22 protein-coding genes are annotated in these 25,686 nt (G+C 44.8%); 4 read left to right on the forward strand and 18 right to left on the reverse strand.

Annotated elements, in window-relative coordinates:
* Positions 1 to 84: 84 nt before the first annotated feature.
* The 11 genes from AC4OGX_RS00565 to AC4OGX_RS00615 form a co-directional block, all read right to left on the reverse strand.
* Positions 85 to 840: a hypothetical protein gene (locus AC4OGX_RS00565; protein WP_493327845.1), complete on the reverse strand. Its 756-nt coding sequence runs from the start codon at positions 838 to 840 to the stop codon at positions 85 to 87.
* Positions 841 to 1,040: 200 nt separating this feature from the next.
* Positions 1,041 to 1,961 carry a D-ribose ABC transporter substrate-binding protein gene (locus tag AC4OGX_RS00570; protein ID WP_493327846.1) on the reverse strand — a complete coding sequence of 307 codons (921 nt, stop codon included), beginning with the start codon at positions 1,959 to 1,961 and terminating at the stop codon, positions 1,041 to 1,043.
* A gap of 21 nt (positions 1,962 to 1,982) precedes the next feature.
* Entirely contained in the window at positions 1,983 to 2,921 is a 939-nt protein-coding gene (locus tag AC4OGX_RS00575) for an ABC transporter permease (RefSeq protein WP_493327847.1), read from the reverse strand.
* On the reverse strand, positions 2,921 to 4,408 hold the full coding sequence (locus AC4OGX_RS00580; RefSeq protein ID WP_493327848.1) for a sugar ABC transporter ATP-binding protein: 1,488 nt from the start codon (positions 4,406 to 4,408) through the stop codon (positions 2,921 to 2,923). The genes AC4OGX_RS00575 and AC4OGX_RS00580 overlap by 1 nt, the downstream gene beginning before the upstream one ends.
* A gap of 113 nt (positions 4,409 to 4,521) precedes the next feature.
* Complete coding sequence (rbsD, locus tag AC4OGX_RS00585; protein ID WP_493327849.1) at positions 4,522 to 4,929, reverse strand: D-ribose pyranase; 408 nt, start codon at positions 4,927 to 4,929, stop codon at positions 4,522 to 4,524.
* An 18-nt stretch (positions 4,930 to 4,947) separates the two neighbouring features.
* Complete coding sequence (gene rbsK, locus AC4OGX_RS00590; protein WP_493327850.1) at positions 4,948 to 5,844, reverse strand: ribokinase; 897 nt, start codon at positions 5,842 to 5,844, stop codon at positions 4,948 to 4,950.
* 113 nt (positions 5,845 to 5,957) lie between these two features.
* Positions 5,958 to 6,935, reverse strand: a complete 978-nt coding sequence (locus AC4OGX_RS00595; RefSeq protein WP_493328091.1) for a LacI family DNA-binding transcriptional regulator — start codon at positions 6,933 to 6,935, stop codon at positions 5,958 to 5,960.
* A 420-nt stretch (positions 6,936 to 7,355) separates the two neighbouring features.
* Positions 7,356 to 8,324 carry an aldo/keto reductase gene (locus tag AC4OGX_RS00600; protein WP_493327851.1) on the reverse strand — a complete coding sequence of 323 codons (969 nt, stop codon included), beginning with the start codon at positions 8,322 to 8,324 and terminating at the stop codon, positions 7,356 to 7,358.
* 115 nt (positions 8,325 to 8,439) lie between these two features.
* Complete coding sequence (locus AC4OGX_RS00605) at positions 8,440 to 8,790, reverse strand: transporter (protein WP_493327852.1); 351 nt, start codon at positions 8,788 to 8,790, stop codon at positions 8,440 to 8,442.
* A gap of 2 nt (positions 8,791 to 8,792) precedes the next feature.
* Positions 8,793 to 8,984 (reverse strand): DUF4177 domain-containing protein, encoded by a 192-nt coding sequence (locus AC4OGX_RS00610; RefSeq protein ID WP_493327853.1) that lies wholly within the window; start codon positions 8,982 to 8,984, stop codon positions 8,793 to 8,795.
* Between the two features lie 108 nt (positions 8,985 to 9,092).
* Positions 9,093 to 9,272: a hypothetical protein gene (locus AC4OGX_RS00615; protein WP_493327854.1), complete on the reverse strand. Its 180-nt coding sequence runs from the start codon at positions 9,270 to 9,272 to the stop codon at positions 9,093 to 9,095.
* A gap of 202 nt (positions 9,273 to 9,474) precedes the next feature.
* On the opposite strand from AC4OGX_RS00615, the gene AC4OGX_RS00620 reads away from it, so the two are divergent.
* Positions 9,475 to 10,200: a LytR/AlgR family response regulator transcription factor gene (locus AC4OGX_RS00620; protein ID WP_493327855.1), complete on the forward strand. Its 726-nt coding sequence runs from the start codon at positions 9,475 to 9,477 to the stop codon at positions 10,198 to 10,200.
* Positions 10,197 to 11,540 carry a GHKL domain-containing protein gene (locus AC4OGX_RS00625; RefSeq protein WP_493327856.1) on the forward strand — a complete coding sequence of 448 codons (1,344 nt, stop codon included), beginning with the start codon at positions 10,197 to 10,199 and terminating at the stop codon, positions 11,538 to 11,540. Before AC4OGX_RS00620 ends, AC4OGX_RS00625 begins: the two co-directional genes overlap by 4 nt.
* Positions 11,541 to 11,586: 46 nt before the next feature.
* Here the strand turns inward: AC4OGX_RS00625 and AC4OGX_RS00630 are convergent, their stop codons facing one another.
* The 4 genes from AC4OGX_RS00630 to AC4OGX_RS00645 form a co-directional block, all read right to left on the reverse strand.
* A complete protein-coding gene (locus AC4OGX_RS00630; RefSeq protein ID WP_493328093.1) occupies positions 11,587 to 12,498 on the reverse strand; it encodes a DMT family transporter in 912 nt (303 codons plus the stop codon).
* Positions 12,488 to 13,357 (reverse strand): AraC family ligand binding domain-containing protein, encoded by an 870-nt coding sequence (locus AC4OGX_RS00635; RefSeq protein WP_493327857.1) that lies wholly within the window; start codon positions 13,355 to 13,357, stop codon positions 12,488 to 12,490. The genes AC4OGX_RS00630 and AC4OGX_RS00635 overlap by 11 nt, the downstream gene beginning before the upstream one ends.
* A gap of 226 nt (positions 13,358 to 13,583) precedes the next feature.
* Entirely contained in the window at positions 13,584 to 14,633 is a 1,050-nt protein-coding gene (locus tag AC4OGX_RS00640) for a family 43 glycosylhydrolase (RefSeq protein WP_493327858.1), read from the reverse strand.
* A complete protein-coding gene (locus tag AC4OGX_RS00645) occupies positions 14,630 to 16,012 on the reverse strand; it encodes an MFS transporter (protein WP_493327859.1) in 1,383 nt (460 codons plus the stop codon). Before AC4OGX_RS00645 ends, AC4OGX_RS00640 begins: the two co-directional genes overlap by 4 nt.
* Before the next feature lie 192 nt (positions 16,013 to 16,204).
* On the opposite strand from AC4OGX_RS00645, the gene AC4OGX_RS00650 reads away from it, so the two are divergent.
* Positions 16,205 to 17,311, forward strand: a complete 1,107-nt coding sequence (locus AC4OGX_RS00650) for an AraC family transcriptional regulator (protein ID WP_493327860.1) — start codon at positions 16,205 to 16,207, stop codon at positions 17,309 to 17,311.
* 122 nt (positions 17,312 to 17,433) lie between these two features.
* Here the strand turns inward: AC4OGX_RS00650 and AC4OGX_RS00655 are convergent, their stop codons facing one another.
* Together AC4OGX_RS00655 and AC4OGX_RS00660 are read right to left on the reverse strand one after the other, a co-directional pair.
* Entirely contained in the window at positions 17,434 to 18,888 is a 1,455-nt protein-coding gene (locus tag AC4OGX_RS00655; protein WP_493327861.1) for an MFS transporter, read from the reverse strand.
* A 51-nt stretch (positions 18,889 to 18,939) separates the two neighbouring features.
* The gene (locus tag AC4OGX_RS00660; RefSeq protein ID WP_493327862.1) at positions 18,940 to 21,693 is read right to left on the reverse strand and encodes an alpha-L-rhamnosidase; all 2,754 of its coding nucleotides are present in this window, start codon (positions 21,691 to 21,693) and stop codon (positions 18,940 to 18,942) included.
* 187 nt (positions 21,694 to 21,880) lie between these two features.
* Between AC4OGX_RS00660 and AC4OGX_RS00665 the strand changes: the two genes are divergently transcribed.
* Positions 21,881 to 22,852 carry a helix-turn-helix domain-containing protein gene (locus tag AC4OGX_RS00665; protein WP_493327863.1) on the forward strand — a complete coding sequence of 324 codons (972 nt, stop codon included), beginning with the start codon at positions 21,881 to 21,883 and terminating at the stop codon, positions 22,850 to 22,852.
* 46 nt (positions 22,853 to 22,898) lie between these two features.
* Here the strand turns inward: AC4OGX_RS00665 and AC4OGX_RS00670 are convergent, their stop codons facing one another.
* Positions 22,899 to 25,463, reverse strand: a complete 2,565-nt coding sequence (locus AC4OGX_RS00670) for a glycoside hydrolase family 3 C-terminal domain-containing protein (RefSeq protein ID WP_493327864.1) — start codon at positions 25,461 to 25,463, stop codon at positions 22,899 to 22,901.
* Positions 25,464 to 25,686 lie beyond the last annotated feature (223 nt).

Consider the following 25,686-nt stretch of genomic DNA (forward strand, 5'->3'; position numbering starts at 1 on the left):
TAATAGGGGGAGCTGCGGCTGTTTCTCTTTTTGAAAAAGCAAAGGGGTCTGACCCCTTCGCTCTCCGTATTCAGAATATTCTGATTATTCGATATAAGCCAGCGGACAGATACTCACGCATTCCCCACATGTATCTGCGTTTGGTATTCCTTTTTCCACCAGCTTTTTCTCATTCTCCCGTGTCACTGCCTGACATGCGAACCTGTTGATCTCTCCTGGTTTCAATGCTCCTACCGGACATCGCTTAAAGCACAAGCCGCAGGAACCGTTTTTCAAATACAAACATTTCTCCTCTGGCATCTTTTGTCTGGCTTCCAATGGTGCAGAAGTCAGAACTGTACAGAAACGGCCGCCCGAACCTTTTTCCGTGATCAGCATCCGGTTTGCTCCAAATGTCCCCAGCCCTGCAATCGCTGCTGCACTCCTGTGTGACCACATGGACTTCATATCCGCTTCGTTGTATGTATGAGTAGCCTGTATCATGAATGCCGAATATCCGGCCTTCTCCAGATAATCGCAGATCACCTGGTTAATATGTGTAAAATAATCATTCATAACGATGTAGGATTCTCCCCATCTCGGTGATTCTGCCTCCGTAGTCTTCGGCTCTGCGACCACCTCTTTTGTAAAAGGCACGAAATAACTGATTACACTTTTCGCATCCTCCATCAGTTCCTTTGGGGTCAAATGCCACTCACCAACGATTTCCTTTAACTCCATATACCTGGGATCCTCCGCCGATGAAAATGAAACAAGCGGTTCCCTGAATAGGTCAGGACGGTTCAATGTCCGAACCTCCTGTTTGATGATTCTTTCAATATCCTGTTCTATAGCTCCCAATGCTCTGCTCCTCCTTTAAGCGTTCCATTCTCTGCTCATTATTATAAAGCAATCTTTCCCAAAATGAAACCACCTTGACGATTCTGTCGACAAGATTATCCTACAATTCGCCACATTTTTTCAAAAGGGTCAGACCCCTCTGCGGATAAATCGCAGAGGGGTCTGACCCTTTTGCTCTCCATATTCAGAATATTCTGAATTTATTTAATCAGCTCAACTTCTACCGGGATGGATTTTTCCACGCTTTCTCCCTGGATCATCTTGAGTGCAGTCAGCACTGCAGTCTCTCCCATCAGTTCCGGCTTCTGTGCTACGGTTGCAGCCATCTTGCCTGCTTTCACCGCTGCAACAGCATCATCTGTCGCATCGAATCCGACTACCTTGATGTCTTTTCCTGACGCAGAGATTGCCTCTACAGCACCCAGTGCCATCTCGTCATTGTGGGCGAAAACACCTTTGATCGCACCATCGGACTGAAGGATATTCTCCATAACATTCATGCCCTCTGCACGGTTGAAGTTTGCAGTCTGGCTTGCCACAACATCGAAGTCCTTGTCTGCTACCAGATGGAATCCTTCTCCGCGGTCGATGGTTGCGGATGCCCCCGGAACGCCCTGGATCTCGGCAACCTTAGCACCGTCACCAACCAGCTCTTTCAGGTATTCGGTAGCCATTCTTGCACCTTCCACGTTATCGGATGCGATCTGGCAGTCCACATCTGCACCATTTACCACACGGTCTACGGAAATAACTTTGATTCCCTTGGACAGCGCATCTTTGACAACCGGACCGACTGCATCGGAATCCACCGGGTTCACGATCAGAACGCTTACGTTTCTGGAAATCAGATCCTCGATGTCACTTGTCTGTTTTGCCGCATCGTCTCCCGCGTCAACCACAATCAGATCCGCACCTTCCTCTGAGGCAGCCGCCTTTGCACCGTCTGAGAGGGATACAAAGAATGGGTTATTCAGGGTAGAAACGGAAAATCCGATCGCTCCGCTTCCTTCATTGGAAGCTCCTGTGTTGTCTTCGCCGTCAATCGTGATCGCGTTGCATCCAGTCGCTGTAAAAAGCACTGCACATGCCAATACTGATACTACTAATTTTTTTAATCTCATTGTTTTCACCTTATTCCTTTCCTATCGTTTGCGGTCTGACAATACTGCAACAAGGATTACTAAACCTTTAATAACGTCCTGATAATAGGAGGAAACTCCCAGGATATTCAATCCATTATTTAATACGGCAATGATCAGCACACCAACCAGCGTTCCATATATTTTCCCGCGCCCGCCGCTCATACTTGTGCCACCCAGCGCAACTGCTGCGATGGCATCCAGCTCATAACCGTCACCTAAAGTCGGCTGTGCGGAGCCAAGTCTGGATAAAAGGATCAGACCGGAAAGTGCTGCCATAAAGCCGGAGATCGCATACGCAATAATCTTCGTCTTATGAATGTTGATTCCGGCAAGCTTTGCACATTTTGCATTGCTTCCTGTCGCATAGATCGCGCGTCCGAAGGTTGTCTTCTGTAACAAAATATAGAATCCGATGAAAATGAGCAGAAGCAGGATCACCGGAATCGGAATATGATAAAAGTTTCCTTTTCCTACTACCTTCAAAGTAAAGCTGTCTCCAAGGTTAGAGATCGGCTTTCCGTTTGTGAAGATCATGGTCAGTCCACGGTAAACCGTCATCGTAATCAAAGTTGCGATAAATGGCTGAAGTCTTCCTTTTGTAACAAGCACGCCGCTGACACATCCAAGTAAAACGCCGATCACCAGCGCAAGGATCATTGCCAGGCCCACCGGCACACCATTTGCGATCATGCCAGCGCACAGAGCCGTTGACAGGGCCAGTACAGAACCAACTGACAGATCGATCGCATCGGTCAGGATCACGCAGGTCATACCAAATGCGATCAGCCCGTTAATGGAAGACTGGCGCAGCAGGGATAAAAAGTTGTTCCAGGTTCTAAACTCAGGACTTACGCAGCTGATTCCAATTACAAGCAGAATCAATGCAATCAACGCACCCAGATCCTGGGCATAGTTTAAAATTTTATTTTTCTCTTTCATTAGATCGTTCCTCCCGTTGCTAACGTCATAACATTTTCCTGATTTGCTTCCTCTTTGCTGATAATACCGCGGATCAGTCCCTCACGGACTACCATGATCCGGTCACTCATTCCCAGAACCTCCGGCAGCTCAGAGGAAACCATGATGATCGCCACACCATTAGCTGCCAGTTTATTAATAATGGTATAGATCTCCTTCTTCGCTCCGATATCCACACCTCTGGTCGGCTCATCCAGGATCAGAATTTTCGGATCCGTGTAGATCCACTTTGCAAATACCACCTTCTGCTGGTTACCGCCGCTTAAATTGTTACATTCATGATCCGGTCCAAAACATTTGATATGAAGCTCTTCAATCGATTTCTTTACCAGATCCTCTTCTTTTTTCTTCTTTAAGAAAACATTCTTATCGGAAACCTTATCCAGATTAGCAAGTGCAATATTCTTCTGGATACTCTCCTCCAGCATCAGCCCTTCGGTCTTTCTGTCCTCTGTAATAAATCCGATTCCCTGTTTCATCGCCTGCATCGGAGACTTGATCTGTACTTCCCGGCCCTCGATCTTGATTTTCCCGCTGTCGTAAGGCAGATTTCCAAAAATAGCCTGCATGATCTCCGTACGCCCGGCCCCCATCAGGCCTGACACGCCGAGCACTTCACCTGCCCTGACGGAAAAACTCACGTTTTCAAATACGCCTTTTTTAGTCAGGCCTTCCACACTCAGCATTTCTTCCTTGATCTCACAGTCTCTGGAAGGGTAACGCTCTCCGATCTCACGTCCGATCATCATCTTAACGATCTCGTTCATGTTTGTCTCTGGAATTTTTTTCGTTCCCACATAGGTCCCGTCTCTCAATACAGAAATACGGTCGCATAACTCAAAAATCTCTTCCATACGGTGTGATATGTATACAATAGACACACCGGATTTGCGGAGCCCTTCAATCACTTCAAAAAGAACTGCGGTCTCGCTCTGTGTCAGCGCTGCGGTCGGCTCATCCATGATGATGACCTTGGCATCCACCATCAGGGCCTTGCAGATTTCGATCATCTGCTGCTGGCCTACGGACAGATTGGACATGGTCTCTGACGGAGAAATAGAGACTCCCAGTCTGTTCAACGCCTCTTCTGCCTTTTTCTTCATTGCCCTGGAATCACAGAGTCCGAACTTTCCTTTGATTTCTTTTCCCATGAACAGGTTTTCCTCCACCGTCAAATCGAAAAGCACATTCAGCTCCTGATGGATAAACACGATCCCGTCCTTTTCTGCCTCCTGCGGATTTTTGTAATGCACTTCTTTCCCATCCACAAACACACTTCCGGCATCCTTGGTATATACGCCGGTCAGAATCTTCATCAGCGTGGATTTTCCGGCACCATTTTCACCCATCAGTGCGTGAACCTCTCCGTCACCAAGGACAAATCCTGCGTCTTTCAGAACCTGGTTGGTCCCGAAGGCTTTGTCAATTCCTCTCATTTCTATCTGCATATTACTTCCTCCTGATCTGCAATACAGATTACTTCCTTACTCTTCCTGCTTCCTCCTGCCCGGCATGGTATTTTTAGACTATGTATCATGCCCGGCCTTTTACGGATTCTGTGTTAAAACAGGCAGGCTGACTGCAGGATGATGTTCGCATACGGTGTCGTCTCACCGGATCTGATCACGGCTTTACACGACTTTGTTCTCTGTTTCAATTCTTCATGCGGAACATACTCAATTTTGAAACCGGTTTCAAATCCGGCAGATAAATCCATGATCTCATTCAGGACCGCCGGATTCTTTTCCCTGATCTCCTCCGCAAGTACGATTTTTTCGATCTTCATGTCCGCCGCCACTGCTTTTAGCACTTCCATGAATGAGGGAGTCCCCTTCACAAGTGCCAGATCGATGCGCTCCGTCTCCTCAGGGATCGGCAGACCGCAGTCCCCGACTGCGATCGTATCCGTGTGCCCCATGTAGGAAAGCACCCTGGAAATGTCTGCGTTTAAGATTCCTGATTTTTTCATAACTATCTCCTCCTTCCTTTATTTCTGTATTTTGCTAAGCTCTGCCGTTACTTCTTCAAATGTCGGCATACCGCCCTGTGCTCCGAATTTCTCTGTGGAAAGGCTCGCTGCAACATTGCCGAATCTCAATGCATCTCTTACGCTTTCCCCTTTTGCGATCTGTACCGTGAATGCACCGTTTAATGTATCTCCGGCCCCCGTTGTATCTACCACAGCCGCCTTACGTGCCGGAACTAAAAGAACCTCGCCTCCTGCCAGGCACATGCTCACGCCCTTGGAGCCCTGTGTGATCAGAAGCTTCTCCGGATATTGTTTCAGAAGCTCTTCTGTCCCGGTCTCATCACCAAATATGATCTTTGCCTCGTGCTCGTTTGGTGTCAGGTAAGTCACCAGCTCCACGATCTCCTGCTTTACAGGTCTTGCCGGGCCTGGATTGAGTACCACCTTCACCCCGTTTTCATGGCAGAGACGGATCACATACTCATTCGTCTCCTGCGGGATCTCATGCTGCAGAACAACCACCTCTGATTTGAGCAGCTCCTCTTTGATACTGTCCACATAAGCCTTGTCTACACAATCATTTGCTCCTGCCACCACAATGATCGTATTGTCATTCTCCCCGACAGTGATCAATGCGATCCCTGTCGGAACGCCTTTGACAACCCTGATATTCCCGGTTTTCACACCCATGTCATCCAGATTTTTCAGCAGTTCCTTCCCTGCACTGTCATCCCCGACACATCCGAACATCTCCACATCTGCGCCAAGCTTCGCCATCGCCACCGCCTGGTTTGCCCCCTTGCCGCCAGGTATGTACTTCAGATCTTCCCCCTTAAGCGTCTCCCCCTTAAGCGGAATCCTCTCCGCTTTTACCGTCATATCCATATTGATACTGCCTACCACTGAAATCTTCATCGCTTTCCCTCCTGCTTGCTTATGTTACTTAGGCTTGGTCTTTTCAAGCCTTAGTTACAAAGCACATCCCGTGGACTTGGGCTTGGTCCTTTCAAGCCTTAGTCACGTGGATGTTACCTTGTAGTCTCCCGGTTAATAAGTTTCACTTCGAATATATTTTTCTGAGGTACTTCTTTTCCCTCAATATGATCGATCAATATCTGTGCTGCCTTTGCTCCCATCTCTGCAATCGGCTGTGCCACTGTTGTCAGTTCAGGGGTCATCAGTCTGCTCATAATGATATTGTCAAAGCCAATAAGCTGCACATCCTGGGGCACTCTTTTTCCATGCCTTTTGAGTACCTTATACGCGGAGATCGCTGCCATATCATTTGCAGCAATGATCCCATCCACATCAGGAAAGGTCTCCAAAATCTCTTCTGTCCTTGCTAATCCATCCTCATAATCGTAGGAGCAGTCCACATACTGTATTTTGACATCCCGTTCCCTGCATACATCCAGGTATCCTTTAAACCGTTCCCTGCCGCTGGAAACATTCTGAGGTCCGCGCATAGCTACAATATTCCTGCACCCGCTGTCCAGCATGTGTTCCATACTGATGCGGCCTCCCTCATAATTATCAGAGGTAATGCTTGCCACCTCATTTTTATGCTTCACCGTCCGGTCCAGAACTACGACCGGGATCGAGGCATCCTTTGTCTTTTCTAAAATCTCATCTTCATTTGTCAAAAGGATCATTCCATCCGCGTTCATCCTACCCAGAAGTTCGATACTATTCTTTTCTTTTTCTATATCATCGTTCGAACTGCATAGGGTCAGTCTGTATCCCCTCTCATATGCTTCGCTCTCGATCGACTTTGCCATCTCATTAAAAAATGGGTTCTCAATATTTGGCACGATCACACCGATCAAATGTGCTGACTTTTTGTACAGGGTCCTTGCCGCTTCGTTTGGTTTGAAACCGGTTTCACTAATTACCTGCTGAACTCTCTGTTTCTTGATCTCATCCACCTTTGCTGTGCCATTCATTACTCTGGATACTGTTGCCGGAGATACACCGGCCAGTCTTGCCACTTCTCTGATACTGATCATTTCTGCCACCCCAATCGTTGTCTGCCATACTCTCCACGTTTTCATGTAACCCCATGCTTTTATGTGTATTTTAACTTTTGAAACCCGTTTCAAGCTTGACTTCATTATATGTTTTGTACATATAATTGTCAATTCATTTTATAGTAATTAATTTTTTTTAGGAATTCTGTATATTATTCAAGGAGTTTTCGGGGCAGATCTGCCCGGATATTTAGTTAAAACTGACAAGATAATCTGCCTTCGCTTCTTACTATCAGTGTTCTTCCTCAGAAACCACAAAAGTCAAATAAGCTTATCCGTCTACCACAGTTTCCAGATACTTATCTGACTTTTATTCTTATGACTTTTATACGGCTTATAAAATATTGAATGCATATTACATCAAAACAAATGTAAATCTATTGTCTTTGGCTAACATGATCACCTTAGATCCAGATACCGAACCTCATCTTCGCTCAACTCAATATGCAGCGCATCGATATTCTCCTGCATCCGTTCAGCCCTGGATGTACTGACAACGGCAAAGGTATTCAGCTTCTGCCGATAAATCCACGCCATCGCGATCTGCGGAACACTGACGCCCTTTTTCCCTGCCAATTCTTCACAACGTCTGAGCCGTTCAAAATTCTCAGGGTATGCATATCCTTTCATGGCAGGCCCATCCAGAACCTCCTTGATATGTTCAATGTCACTGCTCTTTACCTGCCCTGAAAACAGCCCATGTGCCAGGCTGGAATAAGCAATCACAGGCATTTGGTTCTCCTGATACCATTTTCTTGCCCCTTTGCCGGCCGGTCCTGAGATAGTCACGCAGCCTCCGCCCCAGGGATCTTCCATCTGATCCGCCAGCCCGAAATGAGGACTTGATACACTAAATGGAATCAGGTTATGTTTGTATGCATACTCATTGGCTTGCTCTATCCGCTCATGGGTCCAGTTCGAACCTCCGAAAGCACCGATCTTCCCCTCCTCATGCATAGCATTAAATACCTCAACTACTGTCCCCGCATCTACCGCCGGATCATCCCTGTGTAAAAGATAGATGTCAATATAATCTGTGCGCAGCTCCTCGGTGGTTTTTTTGAAATCTTTTCGCATCTCTGCTTCATTGACACGCTTCTCTCCGGTCGCAGAAGGATGTCCACACTTAGAGAGAAGAACCAGATCCTCTCTTATCCCACGGGCATCGATCCATCGTCCCACGGATGTTTCCGCCAGCTGGTAGACCCTTGCCAGGTCAAAGGTGTTGACCCCCATGGAATAGACTGCATCCAACAGGTCATCCCCTCCTTCTCCTGTCATGAACGGCGGGATTGCCGTACCATATATGATTCTGGAAACTTTCTTTTTTACATATGGTATTTCCACATATTCAATCTTGCTGCTCATACTTTTCCCCCTTAAGACTTTATTATAGGGAAATTATACTCCTATTTCTATGCTTCCACAACAACGGATACATTAAATGCAGATCATAAATCCTGCCTTTAATTACCGCAGCATATTACTTCGGTTTATCATCCGTCCTGCGCAGAAATTCCACGAAGGCAAACAGAATTGAGATCACGGTTAAGACGGATACGATCAGCTCTGCCATATTATTCGCATACTCCGCCTTTCCTGGCTCTACAACACCTAAAATGAGAAAATAGCTGCACCACAATAAGCCCATGGCAAGCAGTAAAAAGGTGATATACTTAAGAACACCTGCTGCCCTTGAAATTAGTTTTTGAGTGTAAATGATCTCTTCTTCCGTATAGGATGCTTTTCTCATCACACCTTTAACTGTGCCGGCTATAAAGCCAACTATGATTCCGAGCGATATTGCTCTGCAGATCTGAAAAAGTATTCCCATAATCATTCATCTTTCTCGAAGATCAAGTCCATCTTCCTGACACATCCGTTTACACTAATTTCCGTTGGTATCATTCCCGCATACCGATAACCTTCCCCGGCATATTTTTCGATAATTTCCCGGTGTTCCAAAACCGTTGCCATTACGACGTCTTTCATCTGGTAAGTCACATTTACATACTCGTATTTTTTCATTTTGGCACTCTCCCTTCGGATCTTTATAAGAAGATTATACGCCCCTTTTCTCCCTCGTACAAGCAAAATACCAGATAATATATAATACCGCCAGCTTACATCTGTTCCCTATGCCTGTCTCCATAATTTTGCACTATTTTCGCCTTCTTCTGTTTCAATCCGCCTGTCTATCTCCGCCAGAAGTTCCAGTTCACTTAGAAACGGAATCGTCTCCTGATTTGTAATCAATACCCCCTGCCATGTATGATTTTCACGAGATGTGATCTTTATCTTAAAATTCTTCTCCATTCGTGCTTTCCTCCCTATGCTTCCCCGATCGTTTTTTATATTACAGACATTTATACACTTTCACTCTATCGGCAGGAACCTTCGTTTACAATAAACTGGCGTGAAACTGCATCTTTTGGCGCCAAACTTCTTTGTCGGAACTATTTTTATCCGGTAAAATAGTAATAAAGAAATTTTTTAGATGTAACAAGGAGGATTCTTTATGAAAGCCGCGATCATAGATGACATGGCCGCATGCAGAGAGAATATCAAAAATAATCTGTGCCGCTATTTTCAAGAGAATTATGCAGGGGAGGTTCCCCTGATGAAAGAATTTATAAGCGGGGAAGACTTTTTAACTGCTTTCTCCCCGGAGGCTTATGACATAATCTTTATTGATCAGTATATGCCCGGGCTTTCCGGGATAGACACTGCCCGTAAAATTCGCAGAAAGGATCGTCTGGTTCCACTGGTATTTGTCACCACCAGCAGGGAGCATGCCATCGACAGCTATGGCGTACGAGCCGCCGGATATCTGGTCAAACCCTTTGAATACACAGATTTTGAACGGACAATGGCTCTTTGCGGGATAGAAAAGATACGCAATGCAAGATTTATACAGCTTGGAGAGGAAAAGATCCTGCTAAAGGATATTCTCTGGTGTGATCAGGATGACCATTATGTACAGATCCACACGCAGGATCGTGATGTTCTCCGGTTCCGAACCTCTTTTAAGAAATTTATCAGGATACTGGAACCCTATCCTCAGTTTTTGCTTTGCTACAAAGGTTGTATCGTCAATCTGGATAGAGTGGAGCAGATAGACACCTCGGATTTTATTATGGACAATGGGGTGAAGGTCCCGTATTCCCAGCGGAACAAACGTAAAATAAAGACACTGTTCCACACTTATTTATTCCAGCGGGAAAGAGAGGATGAGCTTTTATGAAGACAATAGATACTTTAATGGTGCTTTTATTTCCATTTCTGGATTCCCTGCCCTTTACCCTGCCCCGATACTGGCTCTTTAAAGACAAGCTGCGGCTTCCTTTCCGATATATTGTGGGACTACAGCTTGTGCTGGCATCGGTGTACAGCGCAGCCTTTTTTTATATTAACCTGGGAGGCTACGCAAAAGCAGCACAATGGACCACGATCATGCGCTACTGTTTCCTCCTCATCTATCTGAGCCTTGCATTTCTGCTTATAAGAGACAGTATTCCCAAGCTTTTGTTTACCTGGCTTTTGATCCTGGCATGGCAGTTCTTTGTGCTGGGCAATGCAAACTATATTGAAAGTAAGTTCTTTTGGGACTTTTCTGATATGCACCCTTACCTGATCTACAATATCGCGCGCATCGCGATCTACCTGGCCACCTGCCCGTTTCTGCTCCACTTTTTCTTTCACACGGTGTCCGATGCATTGGAGATCAATGACCGGATGATGTGGCGGTATTTATGGATCATCCCATTGTTTTCGATGTTATTCGGTCTGCTTTACTGTACCACCGATGACGTCTATGCATATGCTTCCTGGCAGTTCCTCATCTCGCGCTATCTCATGCTGTTTGGGACCTGTTATGTTTCCTATGTAGCCCTTAAGATACTTAAGATCTCCCGCCGGCGTACACAGCTGGAGGAAGCACTGCGGTACGCAGACAAAAGCCTGCTGGCTCAGAAGAAACAGTATGACGGTCTCGCCGCCCACATGGATGAAATGAAGAAAGCCCGTCATGACCTGCGCCAGCATCTCGCCGTGGTACAATCCTATCTGGACCGGGATGATAAGACCGGCCTCCGGGAATACATCGACATATATAAAAAGGAACTTCCCCCGGACACCCTGGAGATTTACTGCCGCAATAATGTGGTAAATGCAGTCGTGTGCTATTACGCGTCACAGGCACGTGACCAGAAAATCCGGTTTGACGCAAAAGTGGATTATCCAAAAGACTGTTCTGTATCGGCTACAGATATCACAGTGCTGCTCGGCAACCTTCTGGAAAATGCAGTCGAGGCATGCATCCGTGAAACCAATGGGCAACCGTATGTCCGCCTCCGGGTAACACAGCGGGGGAATGCTGCACTGCTAATCCTGGCAGACAATCCCTGTACCCTGCCGGTCTGCTTCGAAGGCGGGCTTCCACTCTCTTCTAAACGAAAAGGCATTGGAATCGGAGCCTCCTCCATTCAGGAGATCGCAGACCGTTACGATGGAGAGGCGAAATTCGAGCAGAAAGACGGCATATTCTATGCCTCCGTATTTTTAAAAATCACAGGAGAGTGCTGACGTGTAAAGCCAAAAAGGATGGTGGAAAAAATCCACCATCCTTATTCTACGCCTCTTCCGCCAAAGAGACATTTTTTTCCACTCTTCTGTTTTCAGACAGGAACAGCCCAGCCAGTGTCAGGACAATCCCTGCCGCCATGGTCCACGTCAATGTCTCATGCAGGATCAAGGCTGAGGTGACTGCAGTAATAACCGGAACCATATAGATATAGACACTTGTTTTCACAGACCCAAGCACCTTTACGGCAAGATTCCAGGTTACAAAGCACAGAGCCGAAGCTCCAAAGCCCAGGAATAAAAGATTCAGGATATTCTTCATGTCTGCGAACTCAGAAAGCCGCACCTGGAAATCCATCAGCCCAAGTGCCGGGATCATAAAGATCAGCCCGTAGAAAAAGGTACGCCTGGTCGTCTGTATGGTATTGTACCCCAGTCCGCTTATCTTCTTTGTAATGGTAGAGTAAGCTGCCCAGATCACCGCCGCTGCCACTGCCAGAAGATCTCCCAGCGGGTTTAACCTAAGCACACTCTCGCTGCCAAAGCTGATCAGGAAGATTCCCGCCAGTGCGATCAGAAACCCTACAAAAAACCTTGCACCAGGCCGCTCTCCTTTTAGAAACAGACAGGAAAAAATCACTGTAAAAAATGGAGCGATAGAAATAATGACGCCGACATTCGAGGCCAATGTGTAAGTAAGGGCAATATTTTCAAACAGATAATACAATGTCACCCCACAGAGTCCGGCTGCGGCAAAGAGCCATTCCTGCCGTTTTTCCTTAAGTGTAAGCCCGCGCGGACAGACACACCAGAGTGCAAAATATCCGATCATAAAACGGATAAACAGGATTTCAATCGGAGTAAAGGTTTTTAAAAGCACCTTTGTCGATATGAAGGTGGTCCCCCAGATCAGAATTGTGATAAAAGCGGCAATATGCCCGTTCAATGTTTTATTTGTCATCTTTGTGCCGGTCGTTCCCATGCTCGTCATGTCCATACTCCTTTGTAAATATTTTCTGATACTGCTTTGGTGTCAGGCCGATAAACTCCTTGAAAAAATTCGTAAAGTGGCTCTGATCCGAGAACCCGGCTATGCTTGCCGCCTCGATCGGGGCAATGCCCTCCTCCAGGAACTTTTTCGCCTGTTTCAGACGTACATTCTGAAGATATCGGTATGGCGAGACACCGACCTGCTTTGTAAAGGAGCGCAGCAGATAAGACTTGCCGAAATTGGTCATGGAGAGCAGTTCATCCAATGTGATGTTTTGCGAAAAATGCTGTTCCATATAGTCACAGAGCGTTTTGATCTGCTGATTCGGCTTGGACACGTCTGCCTCATCGAAAGGCTCTGCGTACTCCTGCAGCACCTGCTCCAAAAGGAAGAAAAAGGCCTCCTCCTTTTTCAGCTTTGGTGCCTGCGTCAGGATGGCCCCATACAGCTCGCCGATAGACTGCGTAATGTCACTTTGGTAAACCACGTTCTGTGTAAAATGGGGGATAAAATCTTTCCCTGTGATCTCCTGGACCGCCTTCTGCATCACATCCACCTCAATATTAACAGCACGGTAATCCAGGATCTCTCCGTTTATGGGTGCACAATAATGGTTGTCGCGTGGATTAAATAAGATCAAGTCTCCAGAGGCCAGATCATATTCCTTCCCTCTGCACCAGAGATGCCGCTTTCCCCCTTCCACAAAACCAATGACATAGTAGTCATGGAAATGATTCGGAAATTTCTGTACGATCCCGCTTAGATTGTATGCTTCTATTTTCAGATCCCGGTCATAATAAACATGACGCTGCTCCTGTATGCCCTGCATTCGCTGTCTCCTCCTTTAGGTTCATAAATAGTATTCTACCATATCGTAATAGAAAAATCTTGAACGATATGACACTATTTATTTGGGCCGGACCCGGGAGACTGTATCCCCTAAGTAACCGATTCAATTATACCATAAGGCAGTGTATCTGTGCCTTTTAAATTGTTTGTTTTTATTGAGTTTTCAAGGTTCAACACACCACTTTGGTGTAGGAAGTTTTAGTAATTTATTTGTCATCTTCAAATTCATCAAGCGACCACTCATCACGCCATTCGATTTTTACATTTTCACCTTCAAAAACTAACGGAAGCCAAACATAATCTGCAATTGATGTGTTCTGAACCGGCTCCTCACCCATCAAAGAAAAATCAAATGGTTCATTATTGTAAATAGAGACAAACATTTTTTCATAGATTTCATATTTCTTATCCATTGCTTCAGGAAGCCATCTGTCCGCACAAGCAATGTATAAATCTTTTTTCCCTTCTACTTTAAACACAGAAGAAATCTGACTATGGAAAGAAGTATTACTTGGATCATTTACATGTGGATTACCAAGCACCGTAAAAGGTCCATGCCAAGAATCAGCAATTGCTATTTCCGATGGGTTTGGAAGATAGCCTGTTGTTCCTGATGTCAGGAGATAATGTCTGTAATCCTTGACAAAGTGCGCCGTTGCTTCTCTTACATATGGCGGATGCTTTCTCGGAAAGTGCGTACTATAATATCCGGTCACATCCGTATAATCAGCTGTCAAATCCGCACAGATTGTTTCTGAATGCACTCTTTCAAAATAAAAGTAAGCCTTTCCATCTGGTGCAACTGCAAGATCAAAATCTCCTGCATTCATATTCAGCGGATGTAAACCTTCCCGGACTATCGTATAAGGTCCAAGAATGTCATCTGCTGTCAATACCGTCATCGTCTGCACATCAAATGTATTCATGATTTTTAACCAGCAGACGAATTTTTTTGTCTGTTTATTGTAAATAATATGTGGTCGATCCATAGATGCTGTTGGATGCAGTGATGAATGTATATTTTCTGTATCAGGTGGAATAATAAGACCACAATCTTCCCAATTATAGAGATCTTTACTCTTATAGCATCGTACTCCCCAGTGCCAGATATCACTGACACCATCGGTTTTCTCTTTGTTCTCACCATACCAATAATATGTATCATCCACACAGATAACAGAACCACCATGTGCCTGAATCCTGTTTCCAGAAGTGTCTAGCCACACTTTTCCCGGATAAAATGCATCAAGTGTCATGATTGATTTCCTCCTTCTGATGTTCTTCTCTCTTTTAAATCTTCCAGAATTGTTGGATAAGTTTTCTCAAGATTATAGAATCTAAGAATAATTGCCGAGAATACATTTAAAATAATTGGAAGGAATACATAAACCATTGTAATTCCACCTAATGCGGAAGCACTCTGAGCCTGTGCAGCTCCATTATAGCCAGTCCAAGCAAGAATCCATCCGCACAGTGCAGTGCCTAAAGCAGTACCACATTTTGAACCGAAACTATTTGCAGACATAATCATCCCTTCCTGACGATGTCCATTTTTCCATTCTCCATATTCAACCGTATTACATAATAATGGATACTGGCACCACTGCGTACAACATCCTAAAGCGAAAATGAATGATCCCACATAAATAGCTGCAAACGACGAACTTCCACCAAACCCGACAATAACTCTTCCAACTGCCATTACAAGTACACCAAGAATCAAACTATTACGCATTCCAATCTTTGAAACAAGTGGTTTTGACAAAGGAATCAAAACTAACATCGGCATTGATAAAATCATACCTACAGTTGCAACGGCCTGTGGTTTTCCGCATACATATGCTAAATAATAATACATGGAACCCATATTTAATGATATAACTGCACATGAAACAATACCATTAACCGTCAGAATTAACCAATATTTATTCTTTGATACTAATTTAAGACCTTCAAAGAATCCTAATTTCTCTTTTTCAGGTTCATCTTCTAATTTTGAAGCAGTAACTCTCTCTTCTGTATTAAAATAACATATTGAATAAACCACAACAGCAATCAATGCATAGATACCAATTACGATTGTCCAGCTTGTTTTTGTATTTCCTGCAATATTAATGAATGTCATTGTAAAAGAGTTTACGATCGTCGACGCCACAGTTGAGAAAATAGAACGTAATACGCCTGTCATCCCTCTGTCTTTCTCATCTTGTGTTATTAATGCCTGTAATGAATTATAAGGAATTACAATCATCGTGTAGATTGTGCAGAATAAATTATAAGTAATAAACACATAAATTCCCTGTGCAACGGTACTTGTAAAGTTCGGAACTGAAAACATTACAATTGCAGCTAAAGCATAAGGAATGACCATTCTCTTAATCCAAGGTCTTGCCTTTGCTCCTGGTTTTGCTAACTTCTCTTCAACATATCCCATTACCACATCTGAGACTGCATCAATAATTTTCGAAATAAACATAATTGTTCCGACTAAGGCTGCATTGATTTCTGCGTAATTTGTATAGTATACAAGTAAGTACGCACTCATTGCAGCAAATAGTAAATTGGTTCCCATTTCTCCGCCAGAATAAGATAATTTTTCTCTCCAGCTTAACTTGTTATTTGATTGATTATTCATCTTTTCCTCCTCATCTTTCGATTACCTGTTTCGAAAAGAGTATAGCATGTAATTTGAAAATATAACCGTATCATACATAATCCATTCAATAACAAAACCGACATTTTTTAACATTGTAGTTGTCAACATTTCCTCTTTATTGTATACTTTGCAGCAGAAACATAGCTATTTTAATTTTAAAGGGAGCTTCTTATGTATTTATATATATCAATCGGAGAAATTTGGAGTGCAATCAAAGATTACAACGAAACAACCGGACACCGTGCAGAATTCATTGACATATTAAAGACAATCAGTAAAGAAAAGACTGTGTATTCTGAATTACCTTTGCAGCCATCTACAACCGAGCTTATGAAGTTAAATGATCAAACCTTCATACATCAAGTAAAAAATCTATATCATCGTTTTCCTGATTATATGTTGTATGATGTAGAACGATACGATGTTGTACCTACAACAAGATGCCTTTCCGTAATCAACAGTTTCTGGGGCGTGAGAACATTTATACACCGTCATGACTGCTTCGAAATCAATTACATTTTTTCTGGGAGTGCAAAATTACATTTTTTAGATGAAGAAAGAGATTTACGAAGTGGTGATTTATGTATGTTATCGCCATTCACTGAACATGACATTGTTCCCGATACCTCGGATACTTTAATTTTCACCATTCTTGTGAAAGAGAAATATTTTCAAAAAACATTTATGCGTCTATTTGATCATGATGATATTATCTCTCTATTTTTTAAAAAGATATTCTTGAACCCAGAACAACCGAACTATCTGCTTTTTAATACAGAAGCTTCGACCGAAACCAAAGACTATGCCAAACGACTATTTTTAGAAAATTTTCAATATGATCGTTACATGCAACAAAACAGTATTAATTTATTAGAGCTATTATTCACAAGCATTTTAAGAAATGATTCTGCTTATTATCAGTTTTCGAGTTATGAATCTGGCCCTGATTATGCTCCAATTCTGCGCTATATACAGTCACACTATCAAACTATCACACTTAAATTACTAACCGAAAAATTCAATTATGCAATACCTTATTTATCTAAAGTGATAAAAGACTGTACAGGAAAAAACTTCTCTCAATTGGTAAAAGAACAACGCATGAGAGAAGCCATTAAACGTATTACCGAAACTAACGAATCCATCGAGCAGATTGCTTACACGGTCGGATATAACAGCGCTGACCATTTTGCTAGAGTTTTTCGCGAATTTTATAACATATCTCCGCGCCAGTATCGAACAAAATATCGTGTGAATGGTGAGGTTGATTTATTCTGATTAGCACATATTATCCCATTTAAGGTATGGGAAGTTTTAGTTAAAAAGTCATAAAAGGGGCTTATTCACAGCCCCTTTTCTAAAACCGATTTCATTTACTTAAAAGCTAACCGATTGTCATTCTAGTTGTTTTTCTCTTCATATGCAGTCACGCCCGTCGCATATTTTCCTTCTTTTAAATCAGCAGCGATCTTCGGATATATCTTATCCAGATCATACAGCCATGCGGCTATCGCAGATATCGCGGAAAAAATCACAGGCATCCAGATAAACATCACTCGCAGGCCCGTCAGTGCAGACGGTGTCTGCACAGCTGCTCCTGCAACATAGCCGCTGATGCTCATGATCCAGCCAAGTACGATCGTTCCCAGGCTGTTTCCTACTTTGTTGCAGAAGGAATTCGCTGCATTTCCCATTCCGATCATACTGAAGCCGTTTTTCCACTCACCATAGGTAAGCACATCCTGGATCATGGATGCAAATGCGCATCCTGCAATTCCATATCCGATCCCGCCTGCTACTCCTGCTGCCAAAAGAACTACCTTTGAACTTGAAAACAGTGGCAGAAGTGAACCGATCGCGCGAATCGTCAGACCTCCAAGAACCGCATTTCTTTTTCCAAACTTTGCCATGATCCCGAATCCGGCCAGCATAGCAGCCAGCATCGATAACGTGTTGACAGTTGAATAAATCTGGTAAAATGCAGTATCCCCTACTACATAGGTCATATAGTATGCAGTCGTAGATCCTGTTGCCCCCATCAAAAAGTTGATGGAAAGACAGATGATGATGTTGAAGATCCAGTATTTATTTTTGACAAGTGCTTTCATGGTAACCCAGAACGGAACATCTGTCCTTTTTGTTTCTGCTGCCGACTCATCCGCGGCCTGAGCTCCCTCTTTCACACGTTCACGGGTACCGAATACAACGATAAGCTGTGCCACTGCTCCCACCGTCATCCAGATGAGTAAAAGCTTCACCCAGCCGCTGCGGTCTCCATAAGCGGAGTAGGATGGATTGTCACTTAATACATGAAGTAGAGTGATGATTGTCGCATTTCCAACCAGTCCGGCAATGACATTTCCAACCATGTTGATACCGCCATTCAACCCACGGGATGTCTGGTTCCTGGTCATAAGTCCGTTCAGTGTCATATAAGCCACATATGTAAGCGTATAGCATACCGTTGAAGCAAGATTATAAGTGACAAAGATGTAAACCATCTGTGCTGCACCTGTCAGACCGGACGGCATCAGATAGATCAGCAGCAGGGCGATTACCGTAGCGGGAATCATCCGGAGGAGCCATACCCTGGTCTTTCCGAACCGGCTGTGTGTCTTATCAATGATCCAGCCCGCCACAAGGTCTGAAAGACCGTCCAGCAGCTTGGAAATACCGATGATCGATGCCGCTGCTCCCGGATTTACATGCATCACTTCTGTATAAAATACAAGCAGAAAGGCGGAAATAAAAAGGTTGACCGCATTGGTCGCAAACCCGCCCCCGATTCCATAGGCAAGATGTTCCAAAATTCCTACTTTTGCATCTGGTGATAAATCTACATTCCTTTTACTCATGATTTTCCTCCGTATTTATCCTGATTTATGACTGTTCAGAACCATGAACAGTTACCTGATTTTTTCTAATTCAATTATTGCTTTTGAAAATTGTTCCGCAGGCGCTCCAATCATCGCCGCCTGTGCCTGCATCTCATTTAATGTCTTCGAAAGTTCTTCTATATTCCCTGATTTGACCGCGGGTATGACCTGAGGTACATACGTCTCAAGAACTTTTTTTGCCTCCGGATGCTCTGCCAGAAGCTCCAGCCTTGTGTCTCCCCCATAAAGCACCCGGTAGTCCCGCTCCGGCATATAGGTAAAATCATACTGGCCTGCCGTCACTTCTATCGGTTCATGCTTACTATCCGGCAGCACAATGAGTGCGGCTGCCCCGAACGGAACTTCAAAGTGGATGTTCAGGCTCCCGTCTTGCCTGATCTCCCATCCAGATACATACCTTCCTGATGCAGATTCATAAGAGCACTTCATCCGGCCAAGCCTGATATCCGGCTTAGGTTCGAACCTGACCTTTCGAAATCCCGGCTCTGTGGGGATGATTCCCGCCGCATGACGGTACAAAAACTCTGCAACGGATCCATAAGCATAATGATTGAGGGAATTCATACCAGTCCCACTGATTTTACCATCCGGCAGAACAGAATTCCAGCGTTCCCAGATAGTGGTTGCACCCAGATTCACCTCATACAGCCATCCCGGAAACTTTTCAAAAAACAGAAAATCATATGCCAGGTCAGACATTCCATTTTCCGCCAGGACCGTATTCATCATGGTCGCACCTACGAAACCGCCTTTGATGCGGTAGCAGTCATTTTTGATCCTGCTTTTTAATCCACTTATCATCTTGTCTTTGTCTCTGTAGATTCCAAACCTCAATGCCAGGATATACCCGGTCTGCGTATCCACTGTAAGTCTTCCGCCCGGACTGTAAAATTCATCCAGAAGCGCCTGGTAAATCTTCCCGGCCAGTGTCCTGTATGTCCCTTCCTCTTTCCGTCCCAGGATCTTCGCCGCCTCCGCCACATATCGCGTGGATGCATAATAGTAGACCGATGCGATATATGTAGAATCTGTCCTTCCTCTGTTACTCTGCTCGGTTGCCCCGTCTAACGCAAGCCAGTCACCAAAGTGGAACCCAAAATCCCACAAATGACGTGCCCCTCTTTTTTCATCCTCTCTGGTAATACTGTCGACCCAGTCCTTCATCATCGGATAATTGCGTTCCAGTGCGTGCTTGTCACCATAATACTCATAAAGCATATATGGCATAAAGGCTGCCACATCACTCCACACACTGGAGGTGGCTCCCGGAAGATTGTTCGGCAGATAGATCGGGACTTTACCATCATTTTTTACCTGATCCAGCCGCAGGTCATGCAGAAACTTCTGATAAAAAGCCCTGGTATCCATGTGATATCCTGCCGTCCGGCAGAATACCTGCGCATCTCCCGTCCAGCCCAGCCTTTCATCCCGCTGCGGACAGTCAGTGGGCATATCAAGGAAATTGGATTTTAATCCCCACATGGTATTTTCAAACAGCCGGTTGATCTTCCGGTTCCCGGTGATGATCTCTCCTGTCTGCTCCATTTCCGAATAAACTGCCCTGCCTGTAAAGTCTTCCGGTGTTACCTTTCCGATTCCCGATACCTTCACATAACGGAAACCATAGAATGTAAAGTGGGGCTTAATGACCCTGTCGGTCCCATCCGAAATATATTCAAAAACAGACTTTGCTGTCCTGTAATTGTCATGATAGAAATTCCCGTCCTGAAGAATCTCACCAAATTCCAGCTTCATGTGTGTCTTTTTCGGAAGCCTGAGATGGCACTCGATGAAACCTGCAAAATTCTGACCAAAATCTAAAACAGTCTCCCCAGCCGGGGTATGGATGATTTCTTTCACTGTCAGCTTTTCCATTTCATGCAGAGGAGGTGAATATCTGGCTGACAGAGGGATCTCTATCTCATCTACAACCGCAGGTTTCCAGGGGTTCTCTTCCTCCGACAGATAATTTTGTCTCTCACCGTCATAAATATCTGTCAGTTCAAAACAACTCCTCTGATATCTCCAGGACTCATCCGTTCCTATGACCTCCACCCTGCCGTCCTCGTACTCAAGGCGGATCTCTGCAATACAGATAAACTTCTTCTCAGGGTCCGGCCTGCCAAACCCGAAACGCCCTTTATACCAGCCGTTCCCCAGATAAATCTGGATCTTGTTCTTTTCATCGATCAGGTCTAAGATATCATAGGTACAATACTGGACATACTCCTTATAATCACTGATAAAAGGCGCCAGCACATCATTTCCTGCCTTTTTCCCATTCACAAATGCCTCAAATAATCCTAAGCCGCTCACATACAATCTTGCCTTTTTGATCTTCCCCGAAACAGGGAATTCCTTCTGGAAGACCGGGTGGAATCTATCATCATTCTGCATTCCAATCCAGTGTCCCTTCCAAGGTTCCTCTAATTTCGCTGTTTCAAAATAGCAGACCTCACTGACCGCAGTTTCACACGTATCTGTTTCATCTATATCTGTCTCAACCATAATGCGGAAATAATATCTTGTATAAGGCTTAAGCTTCAACTCTAAGGGCTCCGCCAGGCTGTTTCGCTGCATTCCCTCTTTGACTATTACAATTGTGTGGAAATCCCGTTCCTCTGCAACCTCGATCCTCACATATTTCTGTTTTTTGCCGGAAGTTCCTCTAACCTTCCATGAACAGATGACCGACTCAAATTCATATCCCACCGGGTTTTTCAATCCATTCACTTTCACATCATAAATCTCCAACTGCTTCATCCCTCCTTGTTTATCCCTTCCTAAATCCGGATCATTCCCTGATCTCTTCTTGAAACTTCTTATTTATCATATCCTGCCGGCGGCTGTTTGAAATCATGTTTTTTTGGCAAAATATCATATAATCTTGTTTTTTCTATTTTATTTGTTTATAATAATCAGTGATAGAATTCAGTACATGGGGGAAACGATGATGTTTGAAAATATAGAGCTCACAACAACTGTAGCAAAGACAAGCCTTACTTCCCGGACACTCACGGAAAGTGCCTACAAGAATCCGAAGTATAACAAGGAAAACCTTGAAAACTCCCGTTTCTGCATCACAGGAAGTGCTGATTCCTTTGCCCGTCCTCCGATCACAGACTTTGCTATGGAAAAACTATATTACATGCAGGATTTCAATATTTTCCACTATGGTTTCGGCTCCTATACAGAACGTAAGAATTTCCATTCCTTCATGATCCTGTATACCTATTCCGGACAGGGCTCTATGGTATATCATGATAAGACATATCAGCTCAGAGAAGGGGACGGCGTCTTTATCAACTGTATGGATCCTCATTTTTATAAGGTGGAAGGCAAATCATGGGATACGGCAGTCCTTCATCTATACGGTTCCCTCCTGCCCGAGCTTCATGCCCAGTACATGCAGAGCGGCACCGCTATGTTTCATGAGAATATAACAGGGAAATACCAGCATTATCTGGAACGGCTTTTAACCATTTACAGTTACCCCCACTTATACCGTGACTGGCAGGCATCTGCCTGCATCGATAACATGCTGAACTACCTTCTGATCCTTAGTTCCACGGAGGCTGGCAGGCGTAATGATACCCCGCAGGATATCCGGTACCTGATGAAATATATGGAAAATAATTACACAGAGCATCTGACCTTAGATTATCTTGCTTCTTTTGCCAGCATGAACAAATACTATCTGTCTAAAGAATTTAAAAAATATACAGGGTTCTCGCCCAATGATTATCTGATCTCCCTGCGGATCAATCAGGCGAAAACCCTGTTGAAAAGTACCACCCTCCCAGCCTCGAAAATCGCGCATGAAGTGGGGATACACGATATGAATAATTTTACCAATCTTTTCAAAAAGAAAACAGGCATGACTCCAATCCAATACCGGAGTTCAACCGATGTTTTTTATTAAAATGAGACCGGAAGCCCTGCCTCTGTCAGTGATCAGCCGTAACAAATCAGGAACAGAGACGATCCCTGCCTGATCTCAATATCACACGCAGTATGTTTTGTGCACACCACTGAAGATCAGCGATTCCAAGCTCTGCGCTCTTTACTGCTGCCAGCAGTCTGTCAAAATCTGCCTGGGAACCGGGCATGATCAGGTCATTTCCGGCTGTAATGCATGCCGCAGATGAGGAACATTGATACTTGTGTGTGCCTGTATCTGCCCCGAAATCTGAAGTGGTTCCCCAGTCCGTCATAACCATTCCTGTAAATCCCCATTCGCCTCGCATAGCTGCCGACAGGATGTCATAATGATTCGCTGCATGTATCCCGTTCACTAGATTGACTGAAGTCATCGCCGCATAGGGCTGTGCCCTCTTGATACAGATCTCAAACGGTTTTAAATAAAGCTCCCTCAAGGTGCGTTCTGTCACATGGCTGTTATTATAATTACGGTTGGTTTCCTGGTTGTTCGCTGCAATATGCTTGATCGTGGTTCCTCTTCCGGGGTGTGACGAAACCCCCAGCGTCACTTCCGCTGCACAGATCCCGGACAGAAGCGGGTCTTCCGAATAATATTCAAAATTCCTCCCGCCCAGCGGATTCCTCTGGAGATTCATTCCGGGGGCAAGCCACAGGTCGATCCCCATCTCTTCCATTTCACCGCCTGCCAGATCACCGGCGGTTCTCCACACGTCCTTATTCCAGGACTGCGCCAGCATGACGGCTGTCGGAATGGCCGTGCAGTACTGATAATAGACTTTCGCCCCAGTAAGATCCATTTTTAACGCTTCCCTGGGCAGTATATTCTTAAAAATATGGTCTTTGGCCAGATCTTTCAGAAGAACTCCATCCTTTACATAGTATTCCGGATTTACCCGAAGTCCAGCCGGACCGTCTGCCATCGCAAGAGACGGGATCTTTCTTTTTTCCCACAGCCTTTTCGTCGTCTCCCCCGCCGCTCCCGGGATCGTATCCGCAGCATTGCCGATGACACTGAAATCCTGCATATTCATCCTGGCACCGCCCACACAAAGCTCTGCCAGTTCCTCCGTTGAAAGCTGGCTGACCAGCTCCTTAAGACTTACGCGCCCCTCCCTTACATCCTCCAGAGTCGCATTCTTAAGAGAGGACGTGCTTTCCAGTAATGGTCTGTTTCCCGGATACTCGTGGACGATCTTCTGTATCATGCCGGCAGGAACCACAAGATAGGGAACCTGGCTGATCTCCGGCTCTTTTCTTGATTCCCACCTATTCTCACATGTTAAAAGAGAAATCTTTTCTTTTCCAAACAGATTCCTGCACTGCTGTGTTACAACCGTCTGAGGTAATGTAAGCACCGCAGCTACATGGGTATGTTTCGAGCTGTTTCCCAGCCGCAGAACATAATCCCCTTTTTCCAGGATATAAGAGGCCGTCGATTCCTGATAAGAAGCCAGCTGTGTAAACGGAAATGTAAGCACACCCGTCCGGCTCTCCCCGGGTGCAAGACAGTCCGTCTTCCAGAATGCACACAGTTGCTGATATGGCTGATCCAGCACACCATCCGGCGCTGTACAGTATAACTGGAGAACCTCTTTCCCCGCATAAGTCTCCCCCACATTACATACCTCTGCTTCTATTTCCACCATTTCATGATTCAGCCGGACCTGCTTTGCCGTGATCCTGAATTCTGTATAGGAAAGCCCATATCCAAATTCATAAGCCGGTTCTACATGGAAGCTGTCAAAATACCGGTAGCCTACATAAATTCCTTCCTCATACCACGAATCATCCTGATCCTGGCCGGCAAAGCTTCCTGCACAGGGATAATCCTCATAACGCTGTGCCCAGGTGGCAGTTAATTTCCCGGACGGGGTCACCTTCCCTGTCAGGACATCAGCCACAGCGTCTCCAAATGCACTTCCCCCCTGGCTGATATTGACCACCGCATCGATTCCGGGAACCGCTTTTATCGATCTCATATCAATGACTCCCCCAACGTTCAGCAGCAGAATAAAATGGACAAACTTCTCTGCCAGGAGCCTGATATCATGAAGCTCCGCCTCCGTCAGAAAATAATCCCCCGCCTCCAGTTTCCGGTCCGCCCCTTCTCCTGAATTCCTGGACAGCACATAAACTGCTGTATCTGTGATGCTTTGATCCAGTTCTTCCTCCATAAGTTCCCTGAAAGCCGGCTCCTGAAACGGGCTGCCCATGGATGCAAGGAGCGCTGCCTGGGGTCCTTTTTCTTCCGCAATCCTTTGAATTCCATTCTCATACTGCTCTCTGGCTGTCTGGGAAAACTTTTCCTCCTCATCAAGCCATGCCGTTGAAGTAATGTGAAATCCGGCCCGGATCAGTCCCTGCTCGATACTGGTATACTCCCTCACATTCACGTCCCCGGAGCCGGTACCGCCCTTTACCGTTCTTCTCGCTCCGTTTCCATACAGTGCGAGCTTATCTAACTTTTCAGGGAGCGGGAGCACCCCGTTGTTCTCAAGAAGAACGATGCCTTCTGCCGCCAGGTGCCTTGCAATTTCTTTATTTGTACGCTCTCTTTCAGTTATTTCAGGAGTTGATATCATCTTTCTCATAACTTTTTTCGTTCCTTTCTACACATTTTTCCATATACAACAGTGAAACAATCACACCTTTCTTTTTATAAGTATACCGGACTTACTATGAGTGGAAATCATGTTTTATTGTCTATTTATCATATAATCTTGTTAAATTATCATCATTGTAACAAAGTCAAAATCTCATAAAAACTGTAAAGATCAAGATATACAAATTTCCTCTGTGCTCCTAACATTATTA

This window comes from Faecalicatena sp., assembly GCF_058819085.1.